This is a genomic window from Cupriavidus sp. LA-1 (genome assembly GCF_055385985.1).
This window is the reverse complement of the sequence record NZ_AP031388.1, coordinates 416909-432873: the sequence shown is the minus strand read 5'-3', so window position 1 is coordinate 432873 and position 15965 is coordinate 416909. Positions and strand designations below refer to the sequence as shown.

Sequence of the window (15965 nt, the reverse complement as noted above, 5' to 3'; positions counted from 1 at the left end):
AACCGAGTCCCACTACTAAAACCGCAGTCATGGAAGCCATTGCCGACGGCAAACGCCGCCTGATCGACGCCGCGCTGCGGCTGGCCGCGGCCAAGCGCAGCTTCGCCGCGCTCAGCTTGCGCGAGATCGCGCGCGAGGCCGGCCTCAACCCCAACACGTTCTACCGCCATTTCAGCGACATGGAAGACCTGGCCATTACCGCCATGGCCGAGGTCGGCGCCGAGTTGCGGCCGATGCTGCGTGCCATCCGCTGGGCGGCCGCCCGAGACAATCCGGGGGAGGTGGCCAGCCGGGCCTGCGAGGCCCTGTTCCGGTATGCCCAGCATCACCCGGATGCCTTCCTGGTCGGCGCGTGCGGCATCACGGGCCCGCAGCCCGCGCTGCGCGTGGCCATCCGCGCGGTGCTGGACGACATCGCTGCCGAAATGGCGGAAGATATCGAGCGGCTGGGGCTGTGTCCCAAGCTGTCACGCCCGGCGGTCGACGACGTCTGCGCGTGCATCGTCTCCTATCTCTTCCAGCAGTGCATCGACTATATCGAGGCCGATGCCGCGGGCAGGCGCAAGCTCATGGCAAGGTCGGTGCAGTTCTGCTGCTGGCTGTTGCAGGGGGCGGCGGGGCCGAATGCGCAGGGGGCAGCCGGTGCGGGCAGGGAGCGCAAGGCATCGGTGGCTGTGTAGCGTCTTGTGCCGAGGCTCCCGGATTGACGAACCGCAGCCGAGGCTGCGGTTCGTCGCTGCGGCGGCGCACCAACCCGCTCAGGCCTCGTCGTGCGCCGGCAGCGGCAGGCGCTCCAGCCAGTCTTCCGGACAGAGCTTCTCCGTGGCCTGATCCAGCTCCGCTTTCAGCATTGCCAGCAGGCAATAGGCGCCATGGCATGCCTCCGAGCGCTCGCTTTGTACTTCCAGCAACAACAGGAGGCAGCCCATGCCGGCGCTGATGCGCTCAAGCGAATCAATGCAGGCTACGGGAATGGCGGTCAACACAGTCTCTTGTTTCGATGTGGCGCGGTCTTGCATTGCGAACTCCTTTGAAAGGTTGGAAGACCCGCCTGATGCAAGGGAGGGGTGGCGGGCCTGACAGCAGGGGTAGCAATACCGGTCCGCCAAAGGAGTAACCCGGCCAGCCTAGCGGCTGCCCCGCCCGGCCCGCCATTGAGTGAGTGGCGTGCACGCGCGAACTTGGCCGCATGAACGACCATCCTTGACGGAAAGAACGGGTTGCTACGCCCGATCACCGTTGTTTCGGTGATGGGTCTAGTGTTCCCGTCGCCGTCGCGCCTGGCGATCAGAGGATTCGCAATTTGACTTCGGGTCTGGTGTCAGTCGATCTCGAACTGTCGCTGGCCGGCTGTGGACCATAGAAGGCGACCGGGTCGCCTTCCGTCTATCCTGTCACGCCATCGCCCCAGGCCTCGACCCATCCCGCATTCTCATGGCCCAGGGTAAACGGACCTCAGTCCGCCTTGATATCAAACTCTGCATCGAGGTGACGCAAGCGGACCTCGCAAGATCCGTTGGTGGTTCCCGCTATCGCCTGGGTCTCGAACTGAACCGGCTGGAGGCAACAGGAGTCATTGTTCTCTCGCGAGGCCGAATCGAGATCGCGCGCGAGCAAATCGAGCGTCGTCCAATGAGAGGTTCGTAGTGCCTCCGCTGACAGGATTGCGCATTGTGAGTTCGCGGACGTTCGCACGTTCGTCGCGGGCCCCGGCCCATTACTCCCCTTGGTGGCAGGGAAGTCGATCTTCTAGCATAGATACGCTGGCCAGGCGACCGACAAGGCAGAGAGCGCCTGATATGACGGTGACGAGTCAAGTGACGGTTACGAAGCTTCAGGAGGTAATGGATATGTCTGCCACAAGAATTGAGATGTGCGACCAGGATGGCGACGGGGTATTGACCATTCGAGATGACGGTGCCGAATTTTCAGGCGTCGCACTTGAGCTTTCGAATCTTTTCGGAGAAGACGTGGTCGCGGATCTTGACAAGCAGCAGTTGCTCAACTGGTGCGAGATGGTCGCGGCCCACCTTCGCAACCAGGGCGTGATGCCAAGCGGGTGCGCTCCGGAGGGCTACGTCAACAAAACCAGTCAAAGCCGGACGAAAGAGCAGCCTGGCGTCGAGGAGCTTTTGCAGTCGGCGGCATCTTGACGCTGGCGAACCCGAGACGCTCTGCTGGCAACCGAGCGTCTTTTCATTGGCGCATTGCTTGACCATCCCCACCAGCCAGCGATTCCCGTCTATCTCCAGGCCTGGCGAGATTTCAGGACGAACAGCGCCGGAAGATCACCGCCCAGGCTTTCTGTCCCGCGCAGGCCCCAGCGGGAGCCCGAGAGCCCACCGCTATCAGTGCGATGCATGATGGCCTGTCGGCTGATGCATGACCTGGATTTCCGGCCCAGTACGGGATTCGCAGGAACTTGCTACATTGCTGACTGCTGGCGAAAACAGCCCCGCGCTGCCGCCCCGCTCACCGCAAACCGACAGACCATGGAGACATCGAATGCACACGGCACTTCAACTTCGTTCGCAAATCAAGAGCAGCGGTGAACTCGAGCTGTCGCTGGACAGCATCGACACGCCGCACCCTGGCCCGGATGAAGTGCTCATCCGCATTGAAGCCTCTCCCCTCAATCCGTCCGATCTCGGCCTGCTGTTCGGCGCGGCCGACATGAGCACGGCCAGGGCCAGCGGCACGGCCGAGCGCCCCGTCGTCACCGCGCGCGTTCCGGAAGGCGCGATGCGCAGCATGGCGGGCCGCCTGGATGCGTCCATGCCGGTTGGCAATGAGGGCGCGGGCGTGGTCGTCGAGGCAGGCTCGTCCCCTGCGGCGCAAGCCTTGATGGGCAAGACCGTGGCTGCCATCGGCGGTGCGATGTACTCGCAGTACCGCTGCATTCCCGCGGACCAGTGCCTGGTCCTGCCCGAAGGCGCCACGCCTGCTGACGGCGCGTCGTCATTCGTCAACCCGCTCACCGCGCTGGGCATGGTCGAGACCATGCGGCGCGAAGGACATAGCGCCCTGGTGCACACCGCCGCGGCCTCCAATCTGGGCCAGATGCTCAATCAAATCTGTCTCAAGGATGGCATCAAGCTGGTGAACATCGTGCGCAAGCAAGAGCAGGCGGACCTGCTCAAGGCGCAAGGCGCGGTCCACGTCTGCAACACCGCGTCGCCCACGTTCATGCAGGATCTCACCGAGGCACTCGTCGCCACTGGCGCAACGATCGCGTTCGACGCCACGGGCGGCGGCAAGCTTGGCGGCCAGATCCTCACCTGCATGGAAGCGGCGTTGAACAGGACGGCCCGCGAATACAGCCGCTATGGCTCGACTACCCACAAGCAGGTCTACCTCTACGGCGGCCTGGATACAAGCCCGACCGAGTTCAACCGCAACTTCGGCATGGCGTGGGGCATGGGCGGCTGGCTGCTGTTTCCGTTCCTGCAGAAGATCGGGCGCGAGCGGGCCAACGCGCTGAAGCAACGCGTGGTGGCGGAGCTGAAGACCACCTTTGCCAGCCACTACTCGAAAGAGATCTCGCTGGCCGAAGTGCTGGACCTGGACGTGATCGCCGTCTACAACAAGCGCGCGACGGGGGAGAAGTACCTGATCAACCCGAACAAGGGCCTGGCCGGATAAATCGCCCCGGGGGCGTGCCGGAGTTGCGTATCAGGCTGTGCGCGCCGCCCTGGTCGTCAGCACGATCTTGCCGATATGGGTGCCCGAATCCATCAGCGCATGCGCACCGCGCGCATCGTCCAGATCGAAGGTCCGATCCATCACGGGCTTCACCGCACCGCGCCGCATGTGCGGAAACACTGATCGCTCGAGATCCTCGATCAACGCCGCCTTTTCCTCGTGGGTGCGCGAGCGCAGCGTCGAGCCAATGTGCGTGAGGCGCTTCGCCAGCATTGGGACCAGGTCGAGTGACGGCGCCGGTCCCTTGATCACGCCGATCTGGACGATGCGGCCGTTCATCGCAGCCGCGGCGTAGTTTCGCGCGACGTAATCGCCGGCAATGATGTCGACCACCACATCGACGCCGCGCCCGCCCGTCGCGCGCATGACCGCTTCGACGAAATCCTCGTTGCGGTAATCCACTGCGACATCGGCGCCAAGCGCAATGCTCGCGTCGCGCTGCGCGTCGGAGCCGACCGTCGTGATGATCTTCGAGGCGCCGAACGCCTTTGCGAGCATCGTCGCCGTGGTGCCAATTCCGGATGCGCCGCCGTGGATCAGCACGCTTTCGCCTGCCGCGAAATTGCCGCGCTGGAACAGGTTCAGCCATACCGTCAGAAAGGTCTCAGGCATCGCGGCCGCTTCGACCATCGAGAGACCTTCCGGGATCGAAAGTGTGTTGCTCTCATGCGCGACCGCGTACTCCGCATAGCCGCCACCGGGGACCAGCGCGCAGACAGGGTCGCCGACCGCGAACCGGGTCACGTCACGCCCGACGGACACGATCTCGCCCGCGATTTCGAGCCCGGGAATGTCAGAGGCGCCCGGCGGCGGATCGTACAACCCCTTGCGCTGCATGACATCGGGACCATTCACGCCGGCTGCGTGAATGCGGATCAGGACTTCGCCGGCAGCCGGCGCGGGAACAGGCCGCTGCACGGGCGCAAGGACATCGGGGCCGCCCGGCCGCGTGATGCCGATTGCGGTCATCGCCACGGGAATGGTATGCGTTGTATGTGTCACGACTTCATCCTTTCAGAATGCCGGATGCACTGCGAATTCGAGGCATTTGCCAAGGCGCCGCATCGGTTGATCAAAGTGTAGGGGTGCGGTTGGTACTTGACACGCAGCGATTCTCCGACCCTATGATGCAAATTTGCATCACGCGGGAGACGACATGAACTGGGACGACGCACGCGTCTTCGTTGCGCTCTATCGGGAAAGGACCTTGCGGGCCGCCGCACGCGCGCTCGACATCGACCAGGCGACGGTAGGCCGCAGGCTTGCCGTGCTCGAGCACGCGCTCGGCGCGACGCTGTTCTTGCGCACGTCGAATGGCTATGAGCTCACGCCGGCCGGCAGGATCGCGATCCGCGCCGCCGAGGCGATGGAACAGTCAGCCCACGATCTGGTGCGCCACACGCAAGGCATGGACAAGCGCCTTGCCGGCGAGGTGAAGCTCTCGACAACTGACGCGCTTGCGCAGGAATACGTGGTGCCGGCGATCGAGCGCCTGCATGCAAAGCATCCAGACGTATCGGTGGTGCTCGACACGACGACCCATGTACTGAATCTCGCGAAGCGTGAAGCAGACATTGCGATCCGGACCGTCAAGCCGCGAAATCCGGATTTGCTCGCGCGCCGCCTTGCGCGTTGGGAGGTGGGGCTGTTCGCGTCGCCAGACTATATGCGGCGCCATGGCGAACCGGTGCCGGGGGAGCGGTTCGCAGGGCACGATCTCGTCGTCTACCAGCCGTATTTCGCCAAGGCGCGCACGCCGTCGTTCGTCGGCGAACCGCTGACGGACGGTCGCATCGTCGCACGGCTAAACACGAATCTGACGCTGCGCGCGGCGCTCAAGGCCGGGCTCGGCATCAGCGAGATACCCGTGCCGATGGGCGAGCGCGACGGGCTCGTGCGGATCTGGCCAGATCGCCCAAACGACGCGCCATATGAGATATGGCTCGTCACGCATCAGGATCTGCGGCACACCGCGCGCATCCGCGTGACGATCGACGAGATCGTCTTTGCGTTCGGCAGATAGTACCTGATGCGCCGCTCTTGGCGATGGCGGCGCAAGCGAATGACACTTCATGGCCGGCACGCGGCACCGGCCAGCCGATCACCGGGCGTCTCTTCCCGGCCCCATTGCTTCCAAAGCCGACATCTCGCTCCGCCATCGTCAGCGGTTAGCGGGGCCCAGCCTCCGAGTTGAGGTAGGTCTTCAGCAATGCCGCTCCGCGCTCGCCCACGCGCGCTTGCCAGATCGCCACCGCGCTCAGGCCCGCGTCGCGCAGTGCCTGCTGCACGGCAGGAGCCGGGTCGTCCTGGATCGTTACGCCGTTGGCGCGCATGCGTGCGCTGTTCTCAGCCAGCCGTGTGTGCAAGCGCACCCACTGCTTGTCTTCGGTCGCCCGGGCCGCAGCGGCCACGGTATCCCGCTGGGCCGGCGTCAGGGCCTGCCAGGTGGCGGCGTTGACGGTGGTGAACGACAACGGCATGGCATAGCCAATGGCCGTAAAGTTGGGCAGGTAGTCCCATAGCCTGCGGCCGGCGCCGCCATCGCCCGATGACAGCGCGGCGTTCACGGAGCCTTCCTTCAGGCGCGGCATGGCGTCGGCAAACGACAGGATCTGCGCCTTCGCCCCCGCCGCGCGCATGACCTCGGCGGAGGTCTCGTCGTAGGCGCGCACCGACAGCACGCGCAGATCGTCGAGCGTGCCCACGGGATTGCGCGACCACAGGCCTGTGGGCGGCCAGGGCGTGACGTAGAGCAGATGCTGGCCCTGCTTCTCGAAGGCGCGCGTGTAGTCCGCGCGGGCCAGGTCTGCGAGCCGGTGCGCCTGATCGACGGAAGTTGCCACGAACGGCAGCGACGACAGCAGGAAAATCGGATCGACCTCGCCCAGTGCGCCGCCGAATGCGTCGCCGGCTTGCAGCTTGCCATCGCGGATCGCGGCCGGCATCTGCCCGGACTTGAAGCCCGCGCTGGCATCAAAGGTCGGCCGCGGCGCCACCGCGCCCCGCGTGCGGGCGGTAACCTCCTGCGCAAACGTGGTCAGTCCCTCGCCCGGCATCGACGTCGCCGGGTATTCGGTGGCCATCTGCCAGACCACCGGCGCGGGCTGCGCATGGACGACGGGCGCGAGCAGGGCAGCGGTGGCGACGGCAAGGCCGGCGGTCATCGCAACAGATAGTTTGGCCAGGGCGAGATGATGGCGGAGAAGGCGCATGGCAGGGCGGAAGGAAGGATAGGAGGTTTCGATGGGCCGGGCTTCACCATCGCTGGCGGTGCCGGCCGGTGCGCATTATAGGCATCCCCATGCCGGGATGATGGGGCGCTGTACGCCGCGGCGTTCCCGATCTGTGCGGTCGGCTTTATCGCCCGGCCGATCGGTCCAGCGATCGTCGGGCATTACGGCGATGTCCGCTCCCGACCCCTCTCTGCCATTAGAGGGCTTGTCAAGCCAACGGCGGGTGTTGGGGCACAGCAGCCATCCCATCCCTTGTGGCGTCGGACGCGTCGTCGACCAAGACTTGCTCAAACACATGCGGATAGAGACGGCCGGGTAAGCCGAGTAGTCAGAAGTGGGGGCCCACTCTGATGGCCTGAAGACGTGAGCCCGGCTCTTGGCGAGATCAGCGCTGCAGCAATTCGTGCCGAGGAGCCTGTGGGCAGCACGAACCGGCCTCGTGCGTCATTGGCACTGCCTCCGTATAAAGCTCGAGATTTCCTCCGGCCGCGCGAACACCACTGTGGCGCGGTCGCCCTGCATCCCGCTGCCTATCAGTACTGGCTTGCCGGCAAGCGGGCCCTCCGCGCTGCCATCCGTTTTGAATCGCAAGTTGAACTCCCAGAAGGTATGGATCTTCTGGTCCGCAGTGGTGAGCCGGTACGCGTCGCCACAGTAGCGGATGGCGATTACCAACGATGCCGCATCTGCCTTCTTCAAATTCTGCAGGCCCCGATCGGAGGCTGTGACGCGACCAGTTGAGACCGCCTCAAGGTAAGCGACCAGATCGGCTCGGGTGCGCGCGTCCGCGACGCCGGGAAATCCCATCGCATTACCCGGCACCAGCGCCGCAGGGCTCTTGAGCCACGCATCCAGGTTCTGCTTGTTCCAAACCAGGCCCGAGCGCTTGAGGGCATCGGAGTAACGCGTGAAACCTTCGGCAGTGCCGGCTTTTTGCCCCCAAACCTCAGCTAGGCTCGGCCCTGTCATGTGGCGCCCGGGCGCAAACGAATGGCAGGCCATGCAGGTGCGGGCGGCTTGCGCCCCGCGCATAACGTCACCTTCTGCGTGAACTCGCGCAATGAAAGCAAGTATGACCAATGCAGCCGCAATCGCATCTCGAGCAGGTTTTCGAATCATGGATATCTCCGGTTTGCGCACCAGATCACCCATTTCGAGGGGAAGCGATGCAGCAATTGCTCTGGGTGTCAGTCCTTCGGCTTACGTCCTGTCCGCAAGCCACGAACTGAATCTGGCATTGCAGTGGATGCCACACTCGTCTTCGGATACTGATCAAACGTCTGCTTGACGAGTTGCCTCAGCCAGACAATGACCGGGTCATGGTGGAACCGGGGGTGCCAGTACTGGCTTAGCGCATAGGCCGGCAACGCAACGGGGGGTTTTACCACGCGGACGATGCCGTAGCGGCTGAAGACGTTTGCCAACTCCTCAGGCACGGTCGCGATCAGCTCCGGCTGCTGGTCCATCAACAGCGGGATGGTCAGAAAGTGGGGCGTGTGCAAATAGATATTCCGCTTGAGCCCATGTTGTTCGAATGCGGCATCGTAGGACGGGCTCAATCGGCCGGCCAGGCTGACGGCGACGTGTGGCATCGACTCGAATTGTTCGGGCGTCAACGTATCGCCCACCTGCTTGTTCTTCTTGCTAACGATGGTGACGAAATCATGCATGAAGAGCTGTTGCTGGAAGAGCGATTCCGGTGCTGTCTGCACAGACCCTAGGAGGAGATCGGCTTCGCCTGATGCCAGCAGCGATTCGATTTGCGGAATGGGAACCTGCAAAGTACGCAATCTGCAATGCGGAGCCACCAGGCGCAGTTGCTTCATTAAAGGCGGCAGGAAGACGAGCTCGCCCATATCGGTCATGCAAAGCGTGAAGGTACGCTGCAATGATGCCGGCTCGAAGCTGGCTTGAGGCAAGACGCGCGTGCGCACCGCTGTCATCACCTCCAGGATGGTTCCTGCCAGCGATTCCGCCTTAATCGTCGGGGCCATTCCCGCAGCGGTCTTGACGAACAACGGATCGTCGAAGTAGTCGCGCAATCGGTTCAGCGCATGGCTCATCGCACTCTGCGTCAGGCCGAGCTGTGCAGCGGCCCGCGTGACGCTACGTTCACGCAGCATGGCATCAAATACCGTCAAAAGGTTGTAGTCGAAGTCCTCGATATGCATGGCATACATTCCTCGAATGTCTTGCATGAGATTGACGCATGGTGCGCCGCTGCCTAACCTCCTGTCAATGCGCCGCGAAGAAGGCGCGAACCATAGGAGACAAGCAATGTTTGTCAGGAACACATGGTATGTAGGCGCCTGGGACCACGAAGTCGGCGAAAGCAACCTGTTTAGCCGCACGATCACTGGCATCCCGGTGCTGATGTACCGTACGGAGGACGGCGCCCTTCACGCATTGGAGGACCGCTGTTGCCATCGGGGTGCACCGCTTTCCATCGGGCGACGCGAGGGCGACTGTGTGCGATGCATGTACCACGGCCTGAAGTTCGATTCGACCGGGAGGTGCGTCGAGGCGCCGGCGCAGCAGCGCATTCCGCCACAAGCGAAAGTGCGGACCTTCCCGGTAGTGGAGCGGTGCCGGTGGATCTGGATCTGGATGGGCGATCCCGAGGCGGCGAACCCGGATCTCATCCCGGACACGCACTGGCTGGATGATCCGGCATGGCGGAGTCTCGACGGCTACATCCACTATGACGTCAACTACCTGCTGATCGCCGACAACCTGCTCGATTTTTCGCACTTGCCGTTCGTGCATCCCACGACGCTGGGAGGCGGCGAGGACTATGCGGCCGCGCAACCGAAGGTTGAGCGGCTCGAAGACGGCGTCCGCATCACGCGCTGGACGATCAACACAGAACCACCACCGTTTGCAAAGCAGGTCAAGGACTGGCCCGGCATGGTGGATCGCTGGAATATCTACAAGTTCACGATCCCCGCCATTCTGCTGATGGACTCTGGCATGGCGCCTACCGGCACCGGGGCGCCGGAAGGTACCCGCAACGACGCGGCAGAATTCCGCGGCTGCCAGGCCTTGACGCCGGAAACCGAGACCTCCACGCACTACTTTTTCGCGCACCCCCACAATTTCGCGCTCGATAAGCCGGAGGTCACGCGTTCGATCCACCAAAGCGTGGTGACAGCCTTTGATGAGGACCGCGACATCGTTACTGCCCAGCAACGATCACTGGGGCTGGCGCCGGACTTCAAAATGATCCCGTTCTCTATCGACGCGGCATTGTCGCAGTTCCGGTGGGTCGTCGAGCGCAGGATCGCCGAAGAGGCTGAGCAAGCGCGTGAGCGGCAGGGCAAGGTGGCATGATGGAACTCATCGTGGCGGGACTTCGTCTTGAAGCGGATGGCGTACTCGGTGTCGAGCTCCAGGATCGCGCACGTGGAGAATTGCCGCCGTTTGAACCCGGAGCGCACATCGACGTCAGTTTCCCTAACGGCCTGACCCGGCAGTACTCGATTGCCAGCGCCGCGACAGACCGGACTCGCTATTGGCTCGGCATCGGTCTGGCAGCCGATTCCCGCGGCGGCTCTCGTTATGCCCATGAGCAGTTGCGGCTTGCCGATTGCCTGCAAGTGAGCGAGCCGCGGTCGCTTTTCGGGTTGGACGAAGCGGCCTCGGGGCATCTGTTTGTCGCCGGCGGCATCGGGATCACTCCCATCCTGAGCATGATTCGCCGATGTATCGAACGCGGCTATGCCTGGCGAGTGCTGTATTGCGTCCGGTCGCGGCGCCACGCGGCCTATCTGGAGCAGCTTGAGCCATTTGCAGACCGGGTTCTCCTGCATGCAGATGACGAGCATGACAGCCGCGCCGATATCGAAGCCGTGGTGCGGGCCATGCCAGCGGGATGGCATGTCTATACGTGTGGGCCGGGTGCCATGATGGACGCGGTGTGCGATTGCGCGCAGGCTGTCGGAATCGACGCTCGGGCGGTCCATGTGGAACGCTTTCGCGGCGAAGCAGAGAGACCGATTGATGATGGCAATGAGTTCCGGGTACGCCTGCTACGACATGGAGGCAGCTTCAATGTCTCGCAAGGTGTCAGCATTCTCGAGGTCCTTGAGTCGAATGGCGTATGTCTGCCATCATCGTGTAGGGAGGGATTGTGCCGAAGCTGCGAAGTCCCATTAATCTCCGGCGACGCGGACCACCGCGACTACGTGCTGAGCGACGAAGAGAGGATCGCAAGTAAGTCTATCCTGATATGCGTCTCCCGAGCCAAGCGCGGTGAACTGGTTCTGGACATTTAGAGGAGAAAAGCCGCAGCTCGGAAGCTGCAGTCTTTTTTGCGCCCTACAAGTTCTTACGCTGTTCACCCATTTCGGCCATCGGCCCGGCCAACTCGGATGGCTGTAATGGCTGATGTCGCGACGACGACCTTGGGTCCCTCGAATGTCTCTTATAAAAGTGGAAGGGACGTTCGAGCGTCCATTTCAAGGCGGGGGCGAACGGCTGTAGATGGCCGTTCTCTGCCGCCGGTCAATCCCGGCGTTGCCTAGATGTCGGCGTCGTTCTCTAAAACCCCGCGGCGTTCGACGAGAAGAGCACAAGATCGGCGCCCAAGGTCAGATGGACGCCGATCGGCGAATGTTGCTGGCGAACGTCGCCGCGGAAGTCGAGAGTCTACCGACGCGGGGGGCGGACGCGCGGGGAAGAACAGCCATGTGCAAAACCGCCTAGAAGCGGAAGCTTGCGCCGGCGAACACCTCGCGCCCGCGTGCCGGGTATCCCACGGCGTATTCGTACTTGCGATCGAACAGGTTGGTGGCCCGGAGATACACGTCGACGCCATAGGCCGGGAAGGACTTCTGGATCTTCACGTTGGCCAGCCAATAGCTGCCAAGCCCCATCTGGTTGGTCGCATCGCTCCGGGCGGTCACCATGCCGCCAAACTGAGCGTAGACATCCCCGGACAGGCGCCAGGTGGGTATAAACTGCCAGGCCGCACTGAGGTTCACGACATGCGACGGGCGATAGTCCTGACGGGCGCCGGTGCTGCGCGAATACACGTGCATGTACGTATAGCCGGGACGAATGGTGACGGTCTCGGTGGGTGAGAACGTACCGCTGAACTGGGCGCCGTTGCTGACCACATCGTTATTGAAGTAGCGCTGCGATGTCCGGTCGTTCTGGATGAAGTTGTCGATGCGATCGCTGAATGCGCCGACCCGTACCCGGTTTCCCTGCGAGATGGCCCACACGACGCCGCCCTCCACATTGGACGAGCGTTCGGGTGCCAGCGTGGTGTTGCCTTGCGTGGGGTCGAAGAGCTGGTCGAGCGTGGCAAACCGGACCTTGCGCGAATAGGACAGGTACGGCTGCACCTGCCGGGTCAGATCGTAGCTGGCGCCCAGCATCCACTGGTTGCCGGTGTCCCGGGCAACCGACGTGTCGAAAATCTCGTGGCTCGCGCCCGCCGTCAGATGCAGTCGGTCCACGGGATCGACCTGGTATTCGAGCCCCGTGGAGTAGGTGCGTGCGATGTTGTTCTGGTCGATGTTGCCAAACGCATAACGCTGTGTCGCACCGCTGCCCGTTCCGGCGCCGCTGCCGTTGCCGCGTCCACCGCCACTCCCTCCGCCGCTGCCGCTGCCCGCCGTGACGGGCACGTTGCGGATGTACCCGCTGACGTCGTCCTGCTCCTGGCGATAGTTGAACGAGCCGGTCAGACTGCCCAGCGTGCCAAAGTCATAGCGCGCCTGGGCGCGGCCACCGCTGACTGTCATGTTGTCGACCTGGTGATAGGTCTGGACGGTAGGGTCCGACATCGTCGAGTAGTTCGCGTTGTCGTAACGGTCCTGAACGGTGTACAGATGGTTGATGTAGCCGCTGAAGCGAAGGCTGAGCGGGCCGGCCGGCGCGTAAGCCGCATCGACCTGAAGCGACTGACCGGAGATGTCATTGAGCCGGCGGAACTGCTGCGCCGTCGTGTACGGATTCGAGGCCGTGGACGCAATCGTGTTTGGCGGCAGGCCGCCGTGACCTTCGACTGCCGTTCCCGTAATGCCGACGCGCCAGTTGCCTGCACGGACGCCAAAGTTCGCCAGAAGATTGGTGCGCAGCGAATCGCTGTTGGCCCGTCTCGGGCCGTCCGGCACCGGATAGCCATCACTACTGGTATGGCTTGCGCTCACGAAGTAGTCGATCGTGTCATTGCCACCGGAGACATCGCCCATGAACCGGCGCGCATTGCCGCTGCCGAACTCCATGCCGGCACCGCCGTGCAGCCCGTCGGTGCCCCGCCTTGTGATCACATCGATGACGCCTGCGTTGGCGCCGGGCCCGTAGAGCACCGAGGTCGCACCTTCGGTCACGCGGATCTGCGAGATCGATTCCGTGGAGATCAGCGAAGGGTCAAACTGGCCATCGGCCGCGGCGTTCAGGGGTACGCCGTTCAGGAACAGCAGCGTTTCGCGTGGAGGCAGGCCACGCATCATGATCCGGGGAACGCCCTGCGGCCCGGGGTTGACGGTAATGCCCGGTGTGGCGCGTAGCGCTTCGTCCAGTGTGCGAGCGCCGAGTTCGTCAATCTGTTCGGCGCTGACCGATTCGACGTGCTCGCCGGCGCGCTGCGCCGCCGTGGCATTCACGATCACGGCGCCGAGGGTGTACGGCGCGGTGGTCGTGTCGTCAGAAGCGGTGGCTTGGACGAGGGAGGAAGCGGCGAGTGCGTACGCGCCAGCGAACAGGTTGGCAGGATTGGGTTTCACGGAAAAGGGAGGGGGAGGAGTGCTTCGGCGTCCCGCTTTCAGGTGCGGGACGAACGTTCAGGGAGCCGGCCAGTCAGGCAGGCGACTATTGCGGGGGCATGGCAGGGGGCGATGTCCGCACCGGGCGGGCACGGGCATGCCCGCCAACCCGCGCGCCATCGCCAATGACGGTCAGCGCGGCCTGCTGCGCAGGGCCGCGAAAACGGCGAATGCGATCAGGCTGCCGCAGGCGCCGAACAGGAAGTGCGTGGTGATGGGATACCAGAACGCGCCGTCCGTGACACCCGGCACCCGGCCAGCGGCCAGCGCGGGCAGCAGCCGCGTGGCATTGGCGAGGCCACCGGCAATTGCCGCCAGCCACACGCCCGGTTGCGAGCGGGTCAGGAAACACAGGTCCAGCACGATCGCGGGGATCAGGTAGCTGAACACACCCGACAGCGGCGCGCCCCCCATGCCGGCGTTGAGTGCCAGCGCGATGACCGCCGCCCCGGTGCAGGCGAACGGGGCTAGGCTCCAGCGGCGCGCGGCAACGAGCAGGGCCATGGCAATCAGCCCGCGCCAGCCGGGCACGTGCAAGGGGGCCCGTATCCATCTGTCGGCCAGCACCAGCACAACGCCGATACCGATGCAGATGGCTACCGTCCCCCAGCGTGTGCGGGGACGGTCAGAACTGACTGAGGATTTGCTTGGGTACGAGCTTCCAGTCGATGCCATGGTCAGGATTTCCCTTTTCGATAAGCAGAACAGCTTGTCCGTCTTGCAGTACGGGGCGCGGCCAGCGGCCGACATCGATCCGATCGCTGTCGGCAATCGGCGCATCGCCCTGGTATTCCCGAATGATGTCGATGCCGGTGTGCTGGCGCAGGTATCCGGCCGTCACCACGCCCGAGGTTTCGCGCACGCCGGGCCGCCAGGCCACGCGGCCGTCCTGGCCAGTGCGGCGCAGGCCGACTGCGGACAGCGCGCCGATCATGCCGCCGTGGTCACCGGTCAGGCCCTCCAGGTGGATGGCGTGGTCACGCGCGGTGGCGGCGGCCTGGTCGAGCGTCAGGATCTCGCGCTTTGCCAGCGCCCCGAAGGACTGGATCGCTTGATTGACCGATGTCCATGGCGCGATGCAAAGGCCCGTATCCGAACCGGGTGCGCTCTCGGCCAGCAGGTATTCACGGCAGATCGACATCACGCGGTCAATGCCGCCGGGCGCCACGGCGATGCGCAGGCACAGTGAGCTGTTGTGCGAGGTGTACGGGATGCGCCGGTCGAACAGCAACTGGTGGCGGGAAATGTCGAGCAGGCGCGCGGCCCTCCCGGATACCAGTCGTCCTCCCAGTTGCCGGGCGTGGAAGCCGGTTCCGGGACTGTGCAGATTGTCGGTGTCGTCGATGCCGACCAGGTATAAGTGCTCGCTTTCGCTGTGTTCCATGGATGCTTGCACGAACCGGACGATGGGCGGCCTCGAGGCCTACGCCGCAGGACGGCAGGCGAAGCAGCGTGCAGCAATGATCCGGTCCCTGCGCGTTATTCGTTATATACGCAAGAATATAGCGGTGCCCTCGACTTTTGTAAATGCGCCGGTCTCGGCCTTCGGGCTACCTGGGCTGAGGCTTGCCGGCGCCAGAGGCAACTACCGACCCGTCTCTGCCGTTTGGCCCGACACTGCTCCAAAGTCGGCTATCGCAAGTACTACCGCCATCAAGTCAGCCGAAGGAGGCAACACGCTGAGTCAGCGGCGTGCCACCAGCGCGAAAGCGCGTGATTCCCCGATCGCCGCGCTGGCTGGCCGAGAAGGCCAGTAGAATGACGAACTGCCCTGTCTGACATCGAGGTGACTAATGGACATTGCTCCTCCCGTGACGCTGGAAGAATGGAATGCGGCCGGTGCTGACTATTTGCCTGGTCTTCTTGGCATGTGCTTTGCCAAAGTGGAGCCAGATGAAGTCGTAGCAACGCTTGAAGTGCGTCGTGCCCTGGGAGCCTGGAATGGCTACTTGCATGCGGGAACGGTAGTCTCGCTCGCGGATACATGCTGCGGCTACGGAACCGTGCGAAGCTTGCCATCAGGGGCCAGCGGGTTCACCACCGTGGAACTCAAGAGCAATATGCTTGGAACGGCCCGCGATGGCATTGTGATTTGCACCGCGCGACCCATCCACAAAGGACGCACCACTCAGGTCTGGGATGCCGAGGTCCGTCGCGGGGGCGACAACGCCCTGATCGCCAGTTTTCGCAACACGCAATTGATCCTTTGGCCTAGAGAGTAATTGTTGCGGCTCGATCGTTTTGGCCGCTGGGCATG

15 protein-coding genes are annotated in these 15965 nt (G+C 63.7%); 7 read left to right on the top strand and 8 right to left on the bottom strand.

All coding sequences use genetic code 11. The features are described 5' to 3' along the window. Nucleotides 1-29 precede the first annotated feature (29 nt). On the top strand, nt 30-680 hold the full coding sequence (locus ACZ5MJ_RS21040) for a TetR family transcriptional regulator (RefSeq protein WP_464225571.1): 651 nt from the start codon (nt 30-32) through the stop codon (nt 678-680). 78 nt (nt 681-758) lie between these two features. Here the strand turns inward: ACZ5MJ_RS21040 and ACZ5MJ_RS21035 are convergent, their stop codons facing one another. Next, on the bottom strand, nt 759-1019 hold the full coding sequence (locus ACZ5MJ_RS21035) for a hypothetical protein (RefSeq protein ID WP_464225570.1): 261 nt from the start codon (nt 1017-1019) through the stop codon (nt 759-761). 831 nt (nt 1020-1850) lie between these two features. Between ACZ5MJ_RS21035 and ACZ5MJ_RS21030 the strand changes: the two genes are divergently transcribed. Further along, a complete protein-coding gene (locus ACZ5MJ_RS21030; RefSeq protein WP_464225569.1) occupies nt 1851-2153 on the top strand; it encodes a hypothetical protein in 303 nt (100 codons plus the stop codon). Between the two features lie 352 nt (nt 2154-2505). Beyond that, entirely contained in the window at nt 2506-3642 is a 1137-nt protein-coding gene (locus ACZ5MJ_RS21025; protein WP_464225567.1) for a zinc-binding dehydrogenase, read from the top strand. Between the two features lie 30 nt (nt 3643-3672). Here ACZ5MJ_RS21025 and ACZ5MJ_RS21020 read toward each other — a convergent pair whose 3' ends face one another. Next, nucleotides 3673-4671, bottom strand: a complete 999-nt coding sequence (locus ACZ5MJ_RS21020; protein ID WP_464226564.1) for an NAD(P)H-quinone oxidoreductase — start codon at nt 4669-4671, stop codon at nt 3673-3675. Nucleotides 4672-4858: 187 nt separating this feature from the next. On the opposite strand from ACZ5MJ_RS21020, the gene ACZ5MJ_RS21015 reads away from it, so the two are divergent. Continuing rightward, nucleotides 4859-5725: a LysR family transcriptional regulator gene (locus tag ACZ5MJ_RS21015; RefSeq protein WP_464225566.1), complete on the top strand. Its 867-nt coding sequence runs from the start codon at nt 4859-4861 to the stop codon at nt 5723-5725. Nucleotides 5726-5870: 145 nt separating this feature from the next. Here ACZ5MJ_RS21015 and ACZ5MJ_RS21010 read toward each other — a convergent pair whose 3' ends face one another. From ACZ5MJ_RS21010 to ACZ5MJ_RS21000, 3 genes are all read right to left on the bottom strand, one after another. Next, nucleotides 5871-6866, bottom strand: a complete 996-nt coding sequence (locus ACZ5MJ_RS21010) for a TRAP transporter substrate-binding protein (protein WP_464225565.1) — start codon at nt 6864-6866, stop codon at nt 5871-5873. Between the two features lie 513 nt (nt 6867-7379). Beyond that, nucleotides 7380-8054 (bottom strand): c-type cytochrome, encoded by a 675-nt coding sequence (locus ACZ5MJ_RS21005; RefSeq protein ID WP_464225564.1) that lies wholly within the window; start codon nt 8052-8054, stop codon nt 7380-7382. 68 nt (nt 8055-8122) lie between these two features. Continuing rightward, nucleotides 8123-9106: a LysR family transcriptional regulator gene (locus ACZ5MJ_RS21000; RefSeq protein WP_464225563.1), complete on the bottom strand. Its 984-nt coding sequence runs from the start codon at nt 9104-9106 to the stop codon at nt 8123-8125. A 106-nt stretch (nt 9107-9212) separates the two neighbouring features. Here ACZ5MJ_RS21000 and ACZ5MJ_RS20995 point away from each other — a divergent pair, with 106 nt between their 5' ends. Together ACZ5MJ_RS20995 and ACZ5MJ_RS20990 are read left to right on the top strand one after the other, a co-directional pair. After that, nucleotides 9213-10265, top strand: a complete 1053-nt coding sequence (locus ACZ5MJ_RS20995) for an aromatic ring-hydroxylating dioxygenase subunit alpha (RefSeq protein ID WP_464225562.1) — start codon at nt 9213-9215, stop codon at nt 10263-10265. Beyond that, the gene (locus tag ACZ5MJ_RS20990; RefSeq protein ID WP_464225560.1) at nt 10262-11209 is read left to right on the top strand and encodes a PDR/VanB family oxidoreductase; all 948 of its coding nucleotides are present in this window, start codon (nt 10262-10264) and stop codon (nt 11207-11209) included. Before ACZ5MJ_RS20995 ends, ACZ5MJ_RS20990 begins: the two co-directional genes overlap by 4 nt. Before the next feature lie 426 nt (nt 11210-11635). Here the strand turns inward: ACZ5MJ_RS20990 and ACZ5MJ_RS20985 are convergent, their stop codons facing one another. The 3 genes from ACZ5MJ_RS20985 to ACZ5MJ_RS20975 form a co-directional block, all read right to left on the bottom strand. Continuing rightward, nucleotides 11636-13669 (bottom strand): TonB-dependent receptor plug domain-containing protein, encoded by a 2034-nt coding sequence (locus ACZ5MJ_RS20985; RefSeq protein ID WP_464225559.1) that lies wholly within the window; start codon nt 13667-13669, stop codon nt 11636-11638. A 171-nt stretch (nt 13670-13840) separates the two neighbouring features. Continuing rightward, nucleotides 13841-14212, bottom strand: a complete 372-nt coding sequence (locus ACZ5MJ_RS20980) for a hypothetical protein (protein WP_464225558.1) — start codon at nt 14210-14212, stop codon at nt 13841-13843. A 121-nt stretch (nt 14213-14333) separates the two neighbouring features. Beyond that, complete coding sequence (locus ACZ5MJ_RS20975) at nt 14334-15092, bottom strand: hypothetical protein (protein ID WP_464225556.1); 759 nt, start codon at nt 15090-15092, stop codon at nt 14334-14336. Nucleotides 15093-15501: 409 nt separating this feature from the next. On the opposite strand from ACZ5MJ_RS20975, the gene ACZ5MJ_RS20970 reads away from it, so the two are divergent. Further along, a complete protein-coding gene (locus ACZ5MJ_RS20970) occupies nt 15502-15930 on the top strand; it encodes a PaaI family thioesterase (protein WP_464225555.1) in 429 nt (142 codons plus the stop codon). Nucleotides 15931-15965: the final 35 nt, after the last annotated feature.